The following is a 17,075-nucleotide window of genomic DNA, read 5'->3' as shown; positions in this document are numbered from 1 at the left end:
TCGCTCAGTTTATCCCCTCAGGACGGCTCGACGTCGCCAGAGCGCCAGTCCGTCTTGGCGAAGGAGAATTCCGGTGGCCGTTTGGCGAAGAACGCCTCCTGACCGCGGGCGATCTCCTCCCGGTACGCTTCATCCAACCACCGAGGCGGCGCGCCGTCTGCGGGCAGGTGCCCGTCGAGGATCGCCTTGGCTCCGGCCTGGCTCAGACGTGAGAGACCGACAATCCGCTCCCCCAGCGACTGCGCAGCATCGAGCGGGGTGTCGGAGACGTCATGGAAGAAGCCGAGTTCGGCCATCTTCTCGAATTTCACGATCGACGCGGTGATGAGCAGGTACCTCGCCCAGGAATCGCCGAGGATCTGCGCCAGACGCCGGGTGGGTCCGGCCGGGTAGACGAGCCCGAGCTTCGCTGCGGTGACGCCGAAGATCGAGCCTTCGGCGGCGATGCGGATATCGCAGGCGGCGGCGATCTCGGTGCCCCCGCCGACGCAGTTTCCTTCGATGGCAGCGATCGTCGGCGTCCTCGAATTCGCCAGGGCCGCCTCGGCGGAGGAGTTGAGCTCCCAGAAATCGGCCAGTGGAACGTTGAGGTCGGCGATGTCCGAACCGGCGGAGAAATGCCCGCCGGCACCGGTGATGATGAGCGCTCCGATCGTATCGTCGGCGTCGACGTTCGCGATGATCTCCGGCAGCGACCGCCACATCGCACGGGAGATCGCATTGCGTTTGTCGGTCCGATCAATGACGAGGGTTCCGACCCCACCGGTGACGGTGAAGTCGAAACCCTCGAGATCGACCGGACGGTACGTACCGTCAGGTCCCATGATTCCTAATCTGCCTTTCGCTGCGCTTCAGCCCCGGTTGTCGGGAACCTCGCGCTGGTCCTCACCGTCGTAGGCGCTCAGAGGACGGATGAGGGCGTTGTTCGCCTGCTGTTCGAAGATGTGAGCGGTCCACCCGGTGATGCGGGCTATCACGAAGATCGGGGTGAACTGTTCGGTGTCGAAGCCCATCAGGTGGTAGGCCGGACCCGAGGGGTAGTCGAGGTTCGGGTAGATGCCCTTGCGCCCGACGAAGTCCTCTTCGAAGGCGTTGTACAGGTCGAGCAGATCGTTCGCGCCCTTGGCCTCCACCATGTCCTCGAAGGCCTTGCGCATGGTCGGAACGCGCGAATCGCCGTTCTTGTACACACGGTGGCCGAAGCCCATGATCTTCGCCTTCTTGGCCAGGGCGTCATCGATCCAGGCCGAGGCCTTGTCGGCGGTGCCGACCTCTTCGAGCATCGCCATGACGGCTTCGTTCGCACCGCCGTGCAGCGGTCCCTTGAGGGCACCGACGGCACCGGCGACGGCCGAGTACAGATCAGACGTCGTCGAGGTGATGACACGACCGGTGAAGGTCGAGGCGTTGAACGAGTGCTCGGCGTAGAGGATCATCGACACATCGAAGCAGCGCACGACCTCCTCGGCGGGAACCTCATCGAAGACCATCTTGAAGAAGTTCGCGGCGTAGCCGAGATCCTTCGTCGGGGCGACGGGATCGAGGCCGTGGCGGCGGCGGTGGTCGATGGCCACGATCGTCGGCAGCTGGGCGTAGAGACGCTCGGCCTTGGCCAGGTTCTCTGCTTCGCCTTCCTTGTCCGCATCGGGATCCACAGCACCGAGGTAGGCCACGGCCGTCTGCACGACGTGCATCGGGTGGCAGTCCGTGGGCAGGTCGAGGATGAGCTGGACGAGCTTGTCGTCGATGGCACGCTGGGAGCGTTCGCGCTCCTGGAATTCCTTCAGCTGCACCTCGGTGGGCAGTTCGCCGTTCCAGATGAGGTAGGCGACGTCTTCGAAGCTGCGCTTGGCGGCGAGTTCCTGCACGGGGTAGCCGCGATAGGTCAGGGAGTTGGTCTCCTGGACCACTTTGGACACTGCGGTGGTGTCGACCACGACACCGGCGAGGCCCTTCTTGATTTCTTCGGTCACTGGTGACCCTCCTGTGAGAAGTTGAAGACTGCCGCGTCGAACTCGTTGTACGCCGCGTAGTCGATCGTGTCATACAGGTCCGCACGGGTCTGCATGCCCTCGAGCAGGTCCACCTGAGTGCCCTTGTCCCGAATGGTCTGCAGGCCCGATTTGATCGCACCCATGGCGATGCGCAGAGTCGTGACCGGGTAGATCACGAGTTTGACTCCCACATTGCCCAGCTGTTCGGTGGTGAACAGCTCGCTCTTTCCGAATTCCGTCATGTTCGCCAGGATCGGCACATCGACGGCCGAGGCGAATTTCTCGAATTCGCCCAAGTCTCGCATCGCTTCGGGGAAGATCATGTCCGCACCGGCATCGGCGTAGGCCTTGGCCCGGTCGATGGCGGCGTCGAGGCCCTCACCGGCGCGGGAGTCCGTGCGGGCGCAGATGACGAAGTTCTCATCGCGGCGGCCCTTGACAGCGGCCTTGATGCGCTTGGACATCTCGACCGCGGTCACGACCTCCTTGCCGTCGAGGTGGCCGCAGCGCTTCGGGTTGACCTGGTCCTCCAGGTGCATGCCCGAGATCCCTGCGTCCTCGAATTCCTGGACGGTGCGGGCCACGTTCATGGCCTCGCCCCATCCGGTGTCGGCATCGATGAACGTCGGCAGGTTCGTCACCCGCGCGATATTGCGTCCATGGTCGGCCACCTCGGTGAGCGTGGTCAGCCCGATATCGGGCAGACCCATGGCCGCGGAGAACGCGCCGCCGGAGATGTAGACGCCTTCGAATCCGGTCTGCTCGATGATCTGAGCGTTGATCGGGTTGATGGCGCCGGGGAACTGGACGATTCCATCGCCGGCCAGCAGCTCACGGAACTTCGCGCGGCGCTCGGCGGGAGTTGCCTGTGCGCCGAGCATCAGAAGATGCCCTTCGATCCGCTGTGCTCGAGTCCGTCCACGGCGAAGCTGAGCTCGCCCACGCCCTTGGCGTCGAGGTTCTCGAGGTTCTCGGCGAGGTCGAGGAAACGGCTCTGCTCCGAGTCGGAGAGGATGCCCTCGGCCAGGGTCTTGAACTTATCGATGTAGTTCGCCCGAGCGAAGGGACGTGCACCGAACGGGTGGGCATCGGCGACGGCGATTTCGTCGACGAGCGTCGATCCGTCCTCGAATTCGATCTCCACGCGTCCGCCGAAGGCCTTCTCGTTCGGGTCGGTCGAGTGGTAGCGACGGGTCCACTCCGGATCCTCAGTGGTTTCGATCTTGTGCCACAGCTCGACGGTGTCGGGTCGACCGGCACGTTCGGGAGCGTAGGAGTGCTCGTGGTGCCAGCCCTGGTCCTGCATGGCCACGGCGAAGATGTACATGATCGAGTGGTCGAGCGTCTCACGGCTGGCCTTCGGATCCATCTTCTGCGGATCGTTGGCACCGGTGCCGATGACGTAGTGGGTGTGGTGCGAGGTGTGGATGACGACGCGCTTGATCTTCGTCAGGTCCTCGATCTGTCCGCCGAGCTTGCGGGCGAGGTCGATGAGAGCCTGCGCCTGGTATTCGGCCGAGTGCTCCTTGGTGTAGGTGTCGAGGATCGCGCGCTTGGATTCGCCCTTGCCCGGCAGCGGGATGGTGTAGCGGGCTTCGGGGCCGGAGAGGATCCAGGCGATGAAGCCGTCTTCACCTTCGTAGATCGGGTTCGGGGCACCCTCGCCGCGCATGGCGCGGTCGACGGACTCGACGGCCATCTTGCCGGCGAACGCGGGAGCGTGCGCCTTCCAGGACGAGATCTCGCCCTTGCGCGATTGGCGGGTCGCGGTCGTCACGTGCAGGGCCTGCTGGACCGCTTGGAAGGTGATCTCCGTGGGCAGGTGGAGCAGGGCGCCGATGCCGGCCGCTGCTGAGGGGCCGAGGTGGGCGACGTGGTCGATCTTGTGCTCGTGCAGGCACATTCCCTTGACGAGGTCGACCTGGATCTCGTAGCCGGTGGCGATGCCGTTGATGAGGTCCTTGCCTCCGATGCCCTTGTGCTGGGCGACGGCGAGAACGGCCGGGATGTTGTCTCCGGGGTGTGAGTATTCGGCGGCGAGGAAGGTGTCGTGGAAGTCGAGTTCGCGGACTGCCACGCCGTTGGCCCAAGCGGCCCATTCCGGGGAGAAGCGGTCGGTCACCGGCAGGCCGAAGATGTTGGCCCCCGGGTTGAATGGGTGGGTCTGCGCCTGTTCGCGGGCGTGTGTCGGTGCGGAACGGCTCACCGAGGCGGCCGCGACGGCGGCGTTGTCGATGACGCGGTTGATGACCATCTCGGTGACGTCTGCGTCGACCGGCGTGGGGTCGGATGCGACCTCGGCGATCTTCCAGGCGAGCTGATCTTCGCGAGCCAGGTTCTCTGAGCTCTTATGAGTGCGGACTTCATGATTGATCATGGATACCCCTTCATAGTCCTCGACCGGATCGGTCAGCGAGTGCTGACACAACTGTAGGTCACGTCACCTCAGCGCGTCGCGACCGGTCGAAAATTTATCTCGATATCAAGATACTTTACCCGATGTGTGTGCTGGTTCACCACACGGCATGTGCGGGTTACTCACACGGGAGGTGAGCCTCTTCTGCCGATGCTCGCGATATGGGACGATTGCTCCATGACTCGCACCGCCCTGGATTATGACGAGAACTGGTTCGACGACGACGAGTTCGCCCGTCTGCGCAGACGCATGCCGATCCCCTATGTCAATGCGATTCCCGTGCGGGTCGGCGAATCGGGCAACGTCGAGCGCATCGGACTGCTGCTGCGCAGCCTCGAGGACGGCACCCTGGGTCGTGAGGTCGTGGGCGGGCGCATCCGCTTCCACGAATCGATCCGCTCAGCACTCATGCGTCACGCCGAGAACGATCTCGGACCGATGGCGCTGCCGGTCATCCCACCGGCGATCTCCCCGTTCCACATCGCCGAGTACTTCCCCACCGAAGGCTCCGCCCTGCTGCACGATCCCCGGCAGCACGCGATCTCGATGTGCTTCATCCTCGAGGTCCGCGGCGAATGCACCCCGCGCGCCGATGCCCTCAGCCTCGACTGGCTGACCCCGGAGGAGACCCTGCGCCCCGATATCACCAGCGAGCTCTGCCATGGTCAGGACTTCATCCTCAAGGCCGCACTCACGCACCTGGGCTTCCCGATCTGAGACCGCAGCTCTCACCGACGCACTTTTTCTACACTCCGTAGAATTGCCTTGGTAGACTGGTGGTGACGCGGACGATACCGCTGGTCGGGGCCGTCGTCAGCGTCTGGGTTGGCCAGGCCCCGAGGGAGAGGTTTGAGATGTCTGCCCAGTCCCCTATGCCCGAGTCCGATACCCCCGAATCACGTGCGGCCGGTGCGCAGCCGTCCGAGTCCGGCCTCAACCGGGAACTCGGCGTGCTCGTCGGCTTCGACGGTTCCGAACTCGCAGCTCTCGCCGTGCGCTTCGGCGCGCTGGAAGCAGCGCGGCGGAAGACCACGCTGACCGTCGTGACCGCGTATCCGCTGCCGACGATGATCTATCCGAATATGGCCTCGATTCCCAATGAGCCCGAGGACACGAAAGCGGAGAAGGAAGCGGAGAAGACCCTCGCCGAGGCGGTCGAACTCCTCCGCGATCACCCCGGTGAGAAGAGCTTCCGCACAGCGCCGGGCGATGCCGCGGGCTCGCTCATCACGCTGAGTGCCGACGCCGAGGTGATCGTCCTCGGTGCGCGCGGGCGCGGCGGCTTCATGGGCCGCGTCCTCGGTTCGGTGTCCACCGCCGTGCCGGCCCACGCCCACTGTCCGACCATCGTCGTCCCGCATCATGCGACGAAGGCCGACGCCGACGGACCGGTCGTCGTGGCCGTCGACGGTTCGGATACCGGTCGGGTCGCCATGGTCACGGCGGCTGCCGAGGCCGCCGTGCGTGAGGCCCCTCTCGAAGTCGTGGCGGTGCTGCCGGCGGGGGAGGAATGGCTCTACTGGTATCCCGAGCTCGAACTGAGCTCCGAGGTCACAGGGCGGCGGCAGAAGCAGATCGCCACCGGTCTGGAGGGTGAGGTCGCGCAGCTGTCGGCGCAGTTCCCGGACCTCGAGGTCTCATCCTCGGTGCCGGTCGGCGAACCCACACATACGCTGGTCGAGATCAGCGCCCGGGCACAGCTGACGGTGATGGGCACGCGCGGGCGCGGGCGCATCAGGAGCGCACTGCTCGGCTCCGTCTCACGCGGCGTACTCAACCATGCCGAAGGCCCGGTGATGATCGTCCCGAGCTGACGGAATTCGCCCGATTCGGGACGGTCAGGCTCGTCCCGCACCTCGGCGTCGTCGTGCCGCTGCGACCAACACGGCGCCGAGGATGACCGCCACCGCACCGACGGCCACAGGCAGACCGAGGTCGCCGCCGGTGCGGGGCAGGTCGCCTCCCGCCTCGGCTCCGGCGTCGGCTTGAGCTCCGGTGCCCGCATCGGCCGAGGCGGAGTCTCCTTCGGCTCCGGCGTCGGCCTGACTCCCGGTTCCTTGTGCTCCGCTGGCATCTGCGCCATCGGCACCTGTGCCTGCGTCTGCGCCGTCCGCGCCGCCGGCATCTGCGCCTGCCCCGTCAGCGTCACCACCTGCCCCAGCGTCAGCATCCGTACCGTCGGCCTCGGCATCCGAGCCGCCAACTCCGCCGTCCGACCCGTCCGCGCTGGTATCGGCTTCCGCGTCCTCACCGGGCCCCGGTTCGCCTGATCCTGCGCGGGTGAGTTCCACATCGTCGACCTGTTCCGAGGCAGCCTGGCTCTCCGCTTGGCCCTCCGACTGTCCCCCGCCGCCTGCCGGCACTTCGTAGGTCGTGGCCTGCAGCGCGTCGTCACTGACTCGGACGCGGGTGAAGGCGGGAACGTCGTTGTAGACGCTCTTGCCTTCCCACTCGAGCCCGGGGACGTGGCTGTAGAACTTCGATCCCGTCGACGAGGTGAGAGTGAGATAGAGCGTCTGCCCCTCCGCCTTCTCCTGTTCACGTCCCGCATCTGCTCCGGGAATCGGCTTGCCTTCACCGTCCATGAGGAACGTGCGGTTGTAGATGTGGTCGTGCCCGGAGACCACGAGATCGATGTCGTTGCGGGCCGCGACCGGCGGAATCGCCTTCCGCAGCCGTTTCACATCGGCGTCGTCCCAGTGGGTGGCCGTCGAGTAGATCGAGTGGTGGAAGCCCAGCACCGTCCAGCGCGCCTGGTCACCGTGTTCGGCGACGACGTCGTCGATGAACTCTGCGTGGGCGTCCATATCCGAGCTGTTCGAGTTGATGTTGATGAACAGAACGTCGGATTCGGTGAACCAATAGTCCCCACCCGAAGTGAGGGGCCCACCGCCGCCATGGTCGGCGCTGACATTGGGCCGGTTGAAGTGCTGTTCGTATGCCTTGGACGATACGTCGTGATTGCCGATCGTCGTCGCCTGCGGCAGTGTGCGGGTCGGGTCCGGGGCCAGGTACTGCCCGTACTCGTCCTGACTGATGGCACTGTTGACCTGATCTCCGAGCGAGTAGAAGAAGTCCGGATTCTTCGCTGTGGCCACCGCCGAGGTGAGCGTGCGGTCCCACGCCGATGCGTCGTCGGGGGTTCCACCTCCCGCACCGATCTGCGGGTCACCGAAGACGAGGAATTCGTCGTCACCGCCGTCGTCTCCCGTCGTGAACCGTGCCACCTCGGTGAAGCCGTCCTCCTCGCTGCCGACTTGATAGGCGTATTCGGTGCCGGGTTCCAGGTCGGTCATCGTCGCATGGTTGAAGTGGCGGGAGAGATCGGCTCCGATCCCGGAATCTGTGGTCTCGGCTGTCTGCGCATCGTCGGGCAGCTCGTTGCCTGCGAGTTCGCTCGCCGGCGCCCACCGGACCTCTCCCCCGCCCGAACTCTCACTCATCCAGGAGACATTGCGTGCGGTCGAATCGGCTCCGACCTGCAGCACGGCATCGGTGATCGCCTCAGTACCGGTCTCCGTCCGCTGCTGCGGACCCGTCTCATCGCTGGTGCGCGGCTGCGACTCCGTCGGTCCGGGACTCGGCGTACCGGAGCCCAGGCCTTGAGCATCGGCGGGAAGCGGAGCGGCCACCAGCCCGGTGAGCAGAACACCGGCGGACAGGGCGGAGAACCGGCGTCGGAGGCGATGAGTCGTCATTCGCCCATTTCTACTCACCAGTAGTGAAGTAGTGTTCGAAGGCTGTCGACGTCCAGCGGAACGGGAAGTGAACCCTCGATGACCGAGGCGGAGCGGTCGCGGGTCTCCCCTGTTGTACAGTGGTGGCTACGACAGGGGAGCGCCGTCAGGGGCGCTGAGAGTGCAGACGAGCTGCAGACCCTCGAACCTGATGCGGTTAGCACCGCCGAAGGAAGTCGAGACTCTTCACCCCTCCTTGTGACTGAGGAGGCATCATGCCGAAAACCACCACGCCCGATTCCACGACGCCTGCCAAGCCGGTCCACACGCTGGCGCCCAAGACGAAATCGTGGCGGGTCGTCGACTATGTCACCACCGCAGTGCTCGGCATCGCCGTCGGGCTCGTCTTCTGGGTGCTGGCGCTGAGTTGGAAGGTCCTCGAGCTCGCGTTCCAGGCCTTCCCACCCTCGATCGGCCTCATCGCCGGGCTGTGGGTGCTGGCCGGGCCTCTGGCCGGTGCGATCATCCGCAAGCCCGGCGCCGCACTGCTGTGCGAGCTCATCGCCGCCATCGTCGAAGCGGTCCTCGGGTCTCATTTCGGGGCGACGGTGCTGCTGTCCGGATTCCTGCAGGGCCTCGGCGCCGAACTCGTCTTCGCGGCCTTCGGGTACAGGCGATTCACGCTGTGGGTCACGGCTCTGTCCGGGGTGCTGGCGGCGGCGTTCATGGCCGTGAGCGAGAACATCATGTACAACGCCGAATGGCAGTTCTCCTTCCAGGCCGCCTACGCGGTGTGCGCGATCATCTCCGGTCTCGTCATCTCCGGCATCGGCGCCTGGTTCGCCTACCGGGCGATCGCGAAGACCGGGGCGCTGAGTTCGTTCGCCTCCGGCCGTCTGCGCTGATGGCGCTGCCGATCACGGCGCGCGGGTATTCGTGGACGCATGCCGACCGTGACGCTCCGGCCGTCGGCCCCCTCGACCTCGACATCGCCGCCGGTGAGAAGGTGCTCGTCCTCGGGTCCTCCGGGGTGGGCAAGTCGACGCTGCTTCACGCGATCGCTGGCGTCCTCTCCGACGAATCCGGTGAGGCGACCGGTGAGCTCCTCATCGGCGGAGACGCCCCGGACCCTCGCCGAGGCGGCACCGGGCTGGTCCTCCAAGATCCCGATTCGCAGGTGATCTTCTCCCGCATCGGCGACGATGTCGCCTTCGGAATGGAGAACCTCGGCCTGCCTGCCGAGGTCATCGCGGCCCGGATTCCCGCCTCGCTGCGTGCGTTGGGACTCAACCTGCCGCAGGATCATCCGAGTGCCGCCCTGTCCGGTGGGCAGAAGCAGCGGTTGGCGCTGGCGGGCATCCATGCGATGGCACCGGAGGTCATCGTCCTCGACGAGCCGACGGCCAATATCGATCCTGGTTCTGCCGAGGATGTCCGTGATGCCGTGCTTGCTGTGCAGGCCGAGACCGCGGCGACGATGATCGTCGTCGAACACCGGGTCGGCCTGTGGCTCGACCACGTCGACCGAGTCATCGTGCTCGGTCGGGCGGGGATCGTCGCCCAAGGTTCACCGACGCAGGTCTTCCGTGACCCCGAGCTTCGTGAGACGCTCATCGACTGCGGAATCTGGATGCCGGAGAGTTCCCGCTTTCTCACCTCACCCCGGGGTGCCGCTCCTGATCCCGGACCCGAACCGGTGAGATCCTCTCCGCTGGCCACCGACGGTGGGCAGCGTTCGGAGGGCCGCCTCGGCGAGGTTCTGCTGCGGACGAATCAGCTGAGCGTGGCCCGCCCGCGGATGGCGATACCTGCGGCCACGGACCTTGATCTGAGCATTCGCGCCGGGCAGGCCCTCGGCCTCGTCGGCCCCAACGGGGCCGGGAAGTCGACGACGGCGCTGACGCTGGCCGGGCTCATCCCGGAATTCTCCGGACGGGTCCTCGCCGAGGATGTGCTGCGCGAGGGTGCGAAGCGGGCCCGACCGTACGCGTGGCCCTCGGCCCAGCTGGCCGCGCGCATCGGCATGGTCTTCCAGGAGCCTGCCCACCAGTTCCTCACGGCCAGCGTGACCTCCGAACTCGAACTGGGACCGCGCTTGGCCGGGTGGTCACAGCCGGAGGTCGAGTCCCGGGCGGCCGAGCTGCTCGAGTCCCTCGGTCTGACCGGGGTGGCCGAGGCACACCCGCAGAGTCTCTCCGGTGGGGAGAAGCGTCGCCTGTCGGTGGCGGCGATGCTCGCACCACGGCCGCGGGTGATCGTCGTCGACGAACCGACCTTCGGCCAAGACGCTCTGACCTGGGCAGGTCTGGTCGAAATGTTCCTCGACGTGCTCGCTCGGGGGTCTGCTGTCGTCGCCGTCAGCCATGATCAGGCGTTCCTCGCCGCGATCGGTGCCCGAACGATCGACCTCGGCCGACCGACCATGGTCAGGGCCGGTGATCGTGGTGAGTGAACAGCTCGAACGTCGACACCGGACCACCGCCGAGGCGGGAGTCGAGGATCCGGGTCAGCTCATTCCCGTTGTGCGCAGAACCGCCCTGGTCAGGTGCAATCCGCTGACGAAGATCGCCCTGGCACTCATCCTCATGGTGGGAGCGCTGCTGAGCATCGACCTCGCCTCGGCCGGGGTGGTGCTCGCCTTCTGCCTGCTGGCGCTGCCGGTCACGGGTCTCGATCTCGCAGCCGCTGCCAAGCGACTGTGGTTCCTGCCGGCCGGCGCGCTGGTGGCGGCGTGGGGAACGGCGCTGCTGGCGGAGAAGACGGGCTCGGTCGTCCTCGATGCCGGGCCCATCGTGTTCACCACCGGTTCCCTGGATGCGGCCGCGGCGATCTTCGTCCGTGCCCTGGCTTTGGCGATCCCGCTCATCGTCTTGGCGTCGACGATCGATCCGCGCGATCTGGCCGATGCCCTCATCCAGCATCTGCGTCTGCCCGAAGTGGTCGTGGTCTCCGTGCTCGGCTCCACCCGGCTGCTCGGTCTGCTCGTCAGCGAGTGGCAGGTGCTGGCGATGGCCAGGCGCGCCCGTGGAGTGGCCGGAGGCTCGCTGGTGCGACGCACACGCAGCCTGTTCAGCGGGATCTTCGTGCTGCTCGTGGTCTCGATCAGGAAGGCGACGACCCTGGCAATAGCGATGGAGGGTCGGGCGTTCGGTCGGCCGGGTCGCACGTGGCGCAGACGTTCGACGTTCGCCGGCCGCGACCTCGTGGCGGTTGTGCTCGGGGTGGTCGTCTGTGTCGCGGCGATCGGTGCCGCTCACCTGTTGGGGACGTGGAACCCGATCATCGGCGGGGATTGATCGGCGATGACTGGTCGCGGCGACGGCTGTCGGCCGGGCCTTGACGCCGTCAGAGCTGGGTGAGGAATTCCTTGCCGAAGGCTCTCCATTCTTCGACGGCCTCGGCGCTCGGCAGTTTGGAGATGGTGAGGACGACGAGGGACTTGTCTTCGTTCTTCGTCTCTGCGGCGGCTTCGACCTTGATTCCGCCGTCGAGGTTCGCTCGCCAGAAGGAGCGCTTCGCTGTCTCCGAGGTGCGGGGATCACCGTCGAGGGCCACCTCGTTGAGGGTGGAGTCGATCAGGGAGGCGAACTTCGCGATGAGTTCGCTGCGGCGGCCGGGAATCGTCCGGGACACGGCCACGTCGAAGGTGCCGTCCGCACGCTGTCCCGGCACTCGGCGTCCGATCTCCTGTTCATAGGCGACGACGGCACCCTGGACCCACCAGCCGTGGCTGTCGACCTTGCCCTCGAACTGGGGATAGAGAGCGTCGGCGAGCTCTTTGTGACTCGCCGACGCTCCCCCGGCCGCTTCGAGGCGAGCGCGGGTGTCTTCCCACTTCTCGCCGAGGGCCTTCTCGATCGCCGCAATGTTCGTCGCCTTGGTCGCCATGGCAGAAGTCTATTCGGTCAGGCGACAGGGATGAAGGCGCTCACAGGATCAGTCGATTTTGAGCTCGCCCATCTCGTCCCAGCCTTCACCGTCGATCTTGCGGGAGATGATCTTCGGGGTCGAGACCAGGTGCGGGCGCATCGCTTCGAGTCCAGCAGCGAAGTGATCGCTCTTGACATGCGGTTCGGCGCCTCCGTCGGTGAACGCTTCGACGAGAACGAACTCGTTCGGGTTTTCCAGGCTCTTCGACCATTCGAAGAAGAGGTTGCCGGGCTCTGCGCGGGTCGCCTCGGTGAAGGTGCGAACCGCCTCGGGGAACTTCTCGACGCTTTCGGGCTTGACGTCGTACTTCACAACGATGAAGATCATGGGATTCTCCTTCAGCACAATGGTGGATGGTTCGACTTCAGCCTAGTCTGAGCCGCCGTGCGATTCGACCGCCCGCCATCTGCGCGGCTCACAGACGTTGGGCGATGAGGACGAGGAAGTCGCTGCTCGGCTCGAAGGGGTGCAGCTCCCAGGTGGAGAACTTCTGGTCGATGACCATCCCGGTGGCTCTGATGTCTTCGTCGAATTCGTCGAAATCGTATCCGCGGCCAGCCCCGAAACCGGAGACGAGTCGGCCTCCGTGCTTGAGCGTGGATTTGAGGTTGCCCAGGGTCTGCCGGCGGGAGGCGGGGTCGAGGAACGAGAGCACGTTTCCGGCGCAGAAGGCCACATCGATCTCGGTGATCCCGGCCGTCGCGAAATCGAAGTCGGCGAGGTCGCCGGTGTGCCATTCGCCGCTCGGGAAGTCCTCCTCGGCGACGGAGATGAGGAATTCGTCGAGATCGACACCGTACACGGTGTGCCCTTCGCCGATGAGCAGGCCGCCGGCACGACCGGTCCCGCACCCGGCGTCGAGGATGCGCGCCCCACGAGGGGCCATCGCGTTGACGAACCGGGCCTCTCCCCCGAGATCGTGCCCGTCCGCGGCGAGCGTGCGCCAGCGCTGCGCATAGTTCGCCGAATGATCGGGGTTCGCCCTGCGTACCTTGTCCCACTGATGATCGAAGCTCATGACCTCATCCTAGGCCGGATTCCAGGCCTCGGCTCCCCTGCCCGACGGCCGCACAGACAGCCGCACAGACAGCCGCGCAGACATCCGCGCAGGTCCCCGCTGCCTGAGCACAGCCACACAGTTCAGGTGGGCAGAGCCGTCACGCGAACACCTCGGCGATGACCGCGGCGACGGCACGGACCGGATCGCTCGGTTCCGGGGAGGTGAGCACGATGATCTCGCGTCCTCCCGCCTCGGTGACCGGATGCAGGTCGACGCCGGACCCGCCCAGCGACATCATGATCGGCGTCGCCAAGGTCAGCCCTAGCCCGGTCCCGGCGAGCGCGAGGGCGACCGCGGTGTCCGTGACGATGTGCGTCTCCTTCGCGTTGATTCCCAGCGCCGAGGTGGCCAATCGCATCGCTCGACCGAACAGCTCCTCAGCCGGTGGGAGGATCCAATCGGCCTCCGTCAGCTCCGCATCGCTGAGTCGGGGCGACCCGGCCGGGACGACGATGCCGAAGTCCTCCCGCGCGACCGCTTCCCAACTGAGCCCGCGCATCGGCGGCAGCGGCGCCGCCGGATAGTTGATCCCGATACCCAGATCGATGACTCCGTCGATGACGGCCGCCGACATCGTCTCCACGTTGATCTCCCTCGCCCGGACCTCGATGTTCGGGTGCCGCTGCGCCAACCGGGTGACCACCTGCGGCAGCGCCGTCATCGATGCGGACCCGAAGACGCCCAAGGTCACGATCGCCTCGCTGCGGAAATCACGCCCGAGCATCGCCATCTCCGCCTGCTTCTGGGCGGCGAGGATGTTCCGGGCACGGGGCAGCAGAGTGCGGCCCGCCTCGGCGAGGACCAGGCCGCGACCTCGGCGCATGAACAGGTCGGAGGCCACGACCCTGCGCAGCGCGGTCACGTGCTGGGACACCGCGCCCACGCTGTAGCCGAGGTGTTCGGCCGCCCGCGTCATCGATCCGAGTTCGGCGACTGCGACGAAGGTCCGCAGCTGCCCCAATGTCCACGTCATGGGGGCATCGTAGTCGTTTTTAGGATCCCTCAACAGTGTGTTCAGAAACTCGATCTTGTCCTTAACAGTGAGGGCGACCACAATGGTGGCAAGTCACAGTCGCCGACATCGACGTCGGCTCTTTCAGTGCCGCGGTGGCCAAAGACGGTCACCGCACGACAGGGAGGTCACAGTGGAGATCCCGACAACAGAGCACACGAATCCGACCGCGCCCGGGCAGGTGCCGGCGAGCGCTTCGGTGGTCATCATCGGCGCCGGGGTGATGGGGGCGGCCACCGCCTACCACCTGGCAGAACGCGGAGTCGAAGACATCGTCATCGTCGAACGCGACACCCCCGGCTCGGGGTCGACATCGAAGGCGGCCGGCGGGGTGCGGTGCCAGTTCTCCGACGAGGTGAATATCGCCCTGGCCGCGCGAGGGCTCGAGGTGCTGCGGAACTTCGAGGCGGATTTCGGAGTCGACATCGACCTCGTGAGCAATGGCTACCTGTTCCTCCTCGACTCCGAGGAGTCCGCGCAGGCGTTTGCTGAGAACGTGGCCCTGCAGCAGCGGATGGGACTCGAATCGCGGATGCTCACCATCGCCGAGGTGGCCGAACTGGCCCCGTACGTGAACACCGATGGACTCGTCGCCGGGGCGTTCAACCCCGGTGACGGCCACTGCACCCCCGAGGCGGTCGTTGCAGGCTACATCCGCGCCGCCCGCGAACGCGGAGTCCGCGTGCTCAAGAACTGCGAGGTGACAGGGTTCGAAAGCGCAGGCAGCGGCACCGCAGGCGATGCGGGACGCACGATCACCGCGGTGGTGACGAACCGGGGCACCATCGCCTGCAGCCAAGTCGTCTGCGCGGCCGGGGCATGGTCCAGGCTCATCGGAGACATGGCCGGAGTCGACCTTCCGGTCAAGCCCCTGCGCCGGGAGATCATGGTCTCCGAACCCGTCGACTTCGACACGACCGAGATGCCCTTCACCATCGACTTCACCACCAGCTACTACGTCCACCCGGAAGGTCCCGGCCTGCTCTTCGGCTGCCCGGATGAGGTCGATGACTGGTCATTCAACGACAAACGCCACCCGGACTGGCTGACCACTCTGGCCGGACACATCGAAGCACGCACCCCCTCCCTCATCGATGTCGAAGCCGGACGCGGGTGGGCCGGCCTGTATGAGATGACCCCCGACCACAATGCCCTCATCGGTGAGGCCGAGGAGATGTCCGGGTTCTTCTATGCCTGCGGGTTCTCCGGCCACGGCTTCCTCATGGGACCGGCCGTGGGCGAAGTCGTCGCCGACCTCATGACCGGCCACGACCCCTTCGTCGATGTCACCCCGATGGACAAACGCCGCTTCACCACCACCGGGCTGCGCAAGGAGCTCAACGTGGTCTGAACAATGCCCTCCGACCGCTCCAGCGAAACGATCGTCACCCGAACTCACGAACCGAAGACCGCACCACCGTCATCGAAAGGACAGAAATGACTGCACTGCCCACCGACCAGACCATCACCGATCTCCTCACCTCTGGACTCAGCGCCTGCGGGGTGGATCGATCCGTGCTCGACGGGTCGGCCGCCTCGGCGCACATGCCTGCCCGCTCCCCCATCACCGGCCAGAACCTCGGCACGGTCGCCGCGGACACCCCTGAATCGGCAGCGGAGAAGATCGCCGCAGCTCAGACCGCCTTCGAATCCTGGCGGGACGTGCCCGCCCCTGTGCGCGGTCAGCTCGTGCAGCGGTGGGGTCAGCTGTTGACCGAGCACAAAGAGGATCTGGCGAAGATCATCACCGTCGAGGCCGGCAAGACCCCGTCGGAGGCGGCCGGCGAAGTGCAGGAGATGATCGATGTCTGCGAGTTCGCGCTCGGTCAGTCCCGGCAGCTGTGGGGCAAGACGATGCCCAGCGAACGCCCCGGTCACCGCCTGATGGAGACGTGGCACCCCCTCGGTGTCGTCGGCGTCATCTCCGCCTTCAACTTCCCTGTGGCCGTGTACTCGTGGAATACCGCGCTGGCGCTGGTCGCCGGTGACGCCGTCGTATGGAAGCCCTCGGAGAACGCGGTGCTCGCAGCCCTCGGTGCCCAGGCGCTGCTGACCCGGGCCGCCGCCGAGGTGGGGGCACCGGAGAACCTCGCACCCGTCCTCGTCGGTGGGCGTGACATCGGGGATGTCATGGTCAGGGACAAGCGCGTGGCTTTGGTCTCTGCGACCGGTTCGGTGCGGATGGGACGCGAGGTCGGCCCCGTTGTGGCCGAACGCTTCGGCAAGATCCTGCTCGAGCTCGGCGGCAACAATGCCGCGATCGTCGCGCCCAGCGCCGACATCGACCTGGCGCTGCGCGGAGTGGTCTTCGCCGCCGCCGGGACCGCGGGACAGAGGTGCACAACGCTGCGGCGGCTGATCGTCCACGAATCGATCGCCGATGACTTCGTCGACAAGATCGTCGCAGCGTACAAGACTCTGAGCATCGGATCGCCGACCGATGACGGAGTGCTCGTGGGACCGCTCATCAATGCCGCGGCGTTCGAGGCGATGCAGTCGGCGCTCAAGCAGGCCGAAGCCGAAGGCGGCGAGGTTCTCTGCGGAGGGTCGCGGGTATTGGATGATGAGCGCCCGGATGCGCACTACGTCGAACCGGCCGTGGTGCGCATGCCCGAACAGTCCGCGGTGATGAAGGATGAGACCTTCGCCCCGATCCTCTACGTCGTGACGTATTCGGACCTCGACGAGGCGCTCGAGATCCACAACGATGTGCCGCAGGGACTCTCCTCGGCGATCTTCACCTCAGAACTCGCCGAGTCCGAGAGGTTCCTCTCCCGCTCCGACTGCGGAATCGCCAACGTCAACATCGGCACCTCGGGTGCGGAGATCGGCGGTGCTTTCGGCGGTGAGAAGGAGACCGGAGGCGGCCGTGAGTCGGGATCGGACTCGTGGAAGGCCTACATGCGGCCGGCCACGAACACGATCAACTACTCCGGTGAGCTGCCGCTGGCGCAGGGCGTCGAGTTCCTCTGATCATCGTGCGCCA

16 protein-coding genes and 1 riboswitch are annotated in these 17,075 nt (G+C 66.1%); of the genes, 7 read left to right on the top strand and 9 right to left on the bottom strand.

Going from position 1 to position 17,075, the window contains the following annotated elements; translation table 11 throughout:
• Positions 1 to 17 precede the first annotated feature (17 nt).
• From L1F31_RS05475 to L1F31_RS05460, 4 genes are read right to left on the bottom strand one after another with little or no spacing between them, the layout of a single operon-like run.
• Positions 18 to 824 (bottom strand): enoyl-CoA hydratase/isomerase family protein, encoded by an 807-nt coding sequence (locus L1F31_RS05475; RefSeq protein ID WP_265419662.1) that lies wholly within the window; start codon positions 822 to 824, stop codon positions 18 to 20.
• 27 nt (positions 825 to 851) lie between these two features.
• A complete protein-coding gene (locus tag L1F31_RS05470) occupies positions 852 to 1,973 on the bottom strand; it encodes a bifunctional 2-methylcitrate synthase/citrate synthase (protein WP_265419661.1) in 1,122 nt (373 codons plus the stop codon).
• Entirely contained in the window at positions 1,970 to 2,875 is a 906-nt protein-coding gene (gene prpB / locus L1F31_RS05465) for a methylisocitrate lyase (RefSeq protein ID WP_265419660.1), read from the bottom strand. Before prpB ends, L1F31_RS05470 begins: the two co-directional genes overlap by 4 nt.
• A complete protein-coding gene (locus L1F31_RS05460) occupies positions 2,875 to 4,371 on the bottom strand; it encodes an MmgE/PrpD family protein (RefSeq protein WP_265419659.1) in 1,497 nt (498 codons plus the stop codon). The genes prpB and L1F31_RS05460 overlap by 1 nt, the downstream gene beginning before the upstream one ends.
• Before the next feature lie 216 nt (positions 4,372 to 4,587).
• Here L1F31_RS05460 and L1F31_RS05455 point away from each other — a divergent pair, with 216 nt between their 5' ends.
• Positions 4,588 to 5,127, top strand: coding sequence for a DUF4916 domain-containing protein (locus L1F31_RS05455; RefSeq protein ID WP_265419658.1), 540 nt, complete (start codon positions 4,588 to 4,590; stop codon positions 5,125 to 5,127).
• Between the two features lie 137 nt (positions 5,128 to 5,264).
• On the top strand, positions 5,265 to 6,224 hold the full coding sequence (locus L1F31_RS05450) for a universal stress protein (protein WP_265419657.1): 960 nt from the start codon (positions 5,265 to 5,267) through the stop codon (positions 6,222 to 6,224).
• A gap of 24 nt (positions 6,225 to 6,248) precedes the next feature.
• On the opposite strand, the gene L1F31_RS05445 is transcribed toward L1F31_RS05450, so the two are convergent.
• On the bottom strand, positions 6,249 to 8,108 hold the full coding sequence (locus L1F31_RS05445; RefSeq protein WP_265419656.1) for a purple acid phosphatase family protein: 1,860 nt from the start codon (positions 8,106 to 8,108) through the stop codon (positions 6,249 to 6,251).
• Positions 8,109 to 8,231: 123 nt separating this feature from the next.
• Positions 8,232 to 8,339, top strand: a riboswitch (TPP riboswitch).
• Between the two features lie 23 nt (positions 8,340 to 8,362).
• Here L1F31_RS05445 and L1F31_RS05440 point away from each other — a divergent pair.
• Genes L1F31_RS05440 through L1F31_RS05430 form a run of 3 tightly spaced genes read left to right on the top strand, consistent with a single transcriptional unit; the run spans position 8,363 to position 11,383 of the window.
• On the top strand, positions 8,363 to 8,992 hold the full coding sequence (locus L1F31_RS05440; RefSeq protein ID WP_265419655.1) for an ECF transporter S component: 630 nt from the start codon (positions 8,363 to 8,365) through the stop codon (positions 8,990 to 8,992).
• Positions 8,992 to 10,539, top strand: coding sequence for an ABC transporter ATP-binding protein (locus L1F31_RS05435; protein WP_265419654.1), 1,548 nt, complete (start codon positions 8,992 to 8,994; stop codon positions 10,537 to 10,539). Before L1F31_RS05440 ends, L1F31_RS05435 begins: the two co-directional genes overlap by 1 nt.
• Positions 10,532 to 11,383 carry an energy-coupling factor transporter transmembrane component T family protein gene (locus L1F31_RS05430; RefSeq protein ID WP_265419653.1) on the top strand — a complete coding sequence of 284 codons (852 nt, stop codon included), beginning with the start codon at positions 10,532 to 10,534 and terminating at the stop codon, positions 11,381 to 11,383. Before L1F31_RS05435 ends, L1F31_RS05430 begins: the two co-directional genes overlap by 8 nt.
• A gap of 49 nt (positions 11,384 to 11,432) precedes the next feature.
• Here L1F31_RS05430 and L1F31_RS05425 read toward each other — a convergent pair whose 3' ends face one another.
• From L1F31_RS05425 to L1F31_RS05410, 4 genes are all read right to left on the bottom strand, one after another.
• Complete coding sequence (locus L1F31_RS05425; protein WP_265419652.1) at positions 11,433 to 11,975, bottom strand: hypothetical protein; 543 nt, start codon at positions 11,973 to 11,975, stop codon at positions 11,433 to 11,435.
• 48 nt (positions 11,976 to 12,023) lie between these two features.
• On the bottom strand, positions 12,024 to 12,344 hold the full coding sequence (locus L1F31_RS05420; RefSeq protein ID WP_265419651.1) for a putative quinol monooxygenase: 321 nt from the start codon (positions 12,342 to 12,344) through the stop codon (positions 12,024 to 12,026).
• Positions 12,345 to 12,432: 88 nt separating this feature from the next.
• Positions 12,433 to 13,035, bottom strand: coding sequence for a class I SAM-dependent methyltransferase (locus L1F31_RS05415; RefSeq protein WP_265419650.1), 603 nt, complete (start codon positions 13,033 to 13,035; stop codon positions 12,433 to 12,435).
• A gap of 139 nt (positions 13,036 to 13,174) precedes the next feature.
• Positions 13,175 to 14,050: a LysR family transcriptional regulator gene (locus L1F31_RS05410; RefSeq protein WP_265419649.1), complete on the bottom strand. Its 876-nt coding sequence runs from the start codon at positions 14,048 to 14,050 to the stop codon at positions 13,175 to 13,177.
• A 172-nt stretch (positions 14,051 to 14,222) separates the two neighbouring features.
• Between L1F31_RS05410 and L1F31_RS05405 the strand changes: the two genes are divergently transcribed.
• Positions 14,223 to 15,440 (top strand): NAD(P)/FAD-dependent oxidoreductase, encoded by a 1,218-nt coding sequence (locus L1F31_RS05405; RefSeq protein WP_265419648.1) that lies wholly within the window; start codon positions 14,223 to 14,225, stop codon positions 15,438 to 15,440.
• A gap of 86 nt (positions 15,441 to 15,526) precedes the next feature.
• A complete protein-coding gene (amaB, locus tag L1F31_RS05400) occupies positions 15,527 to 17,062 on the top strand; it encodes an L-piperidine-6-carboxylate dehydrogenase (protein ID WP_265419647.1) in 1,536 nt (511 codons plus the stop codon).
• The last annotated feature ends 13 nt before the right edge of the window (positions 17,063 to 17,075 follow it).

It is taken from the genome of Brevibacterium spongiae, assembly GCF_026168515.1.
Classification (GTDB): Bacteria; Actinomycetota; Actinomycetes; order Actinomycetales; family Brevibacteriaceae; genus Brevibacterium; species Brevibacterium spongiae.
This window is presented reverse-complemented; position numbering and strand designations above follow the sequence as displayed.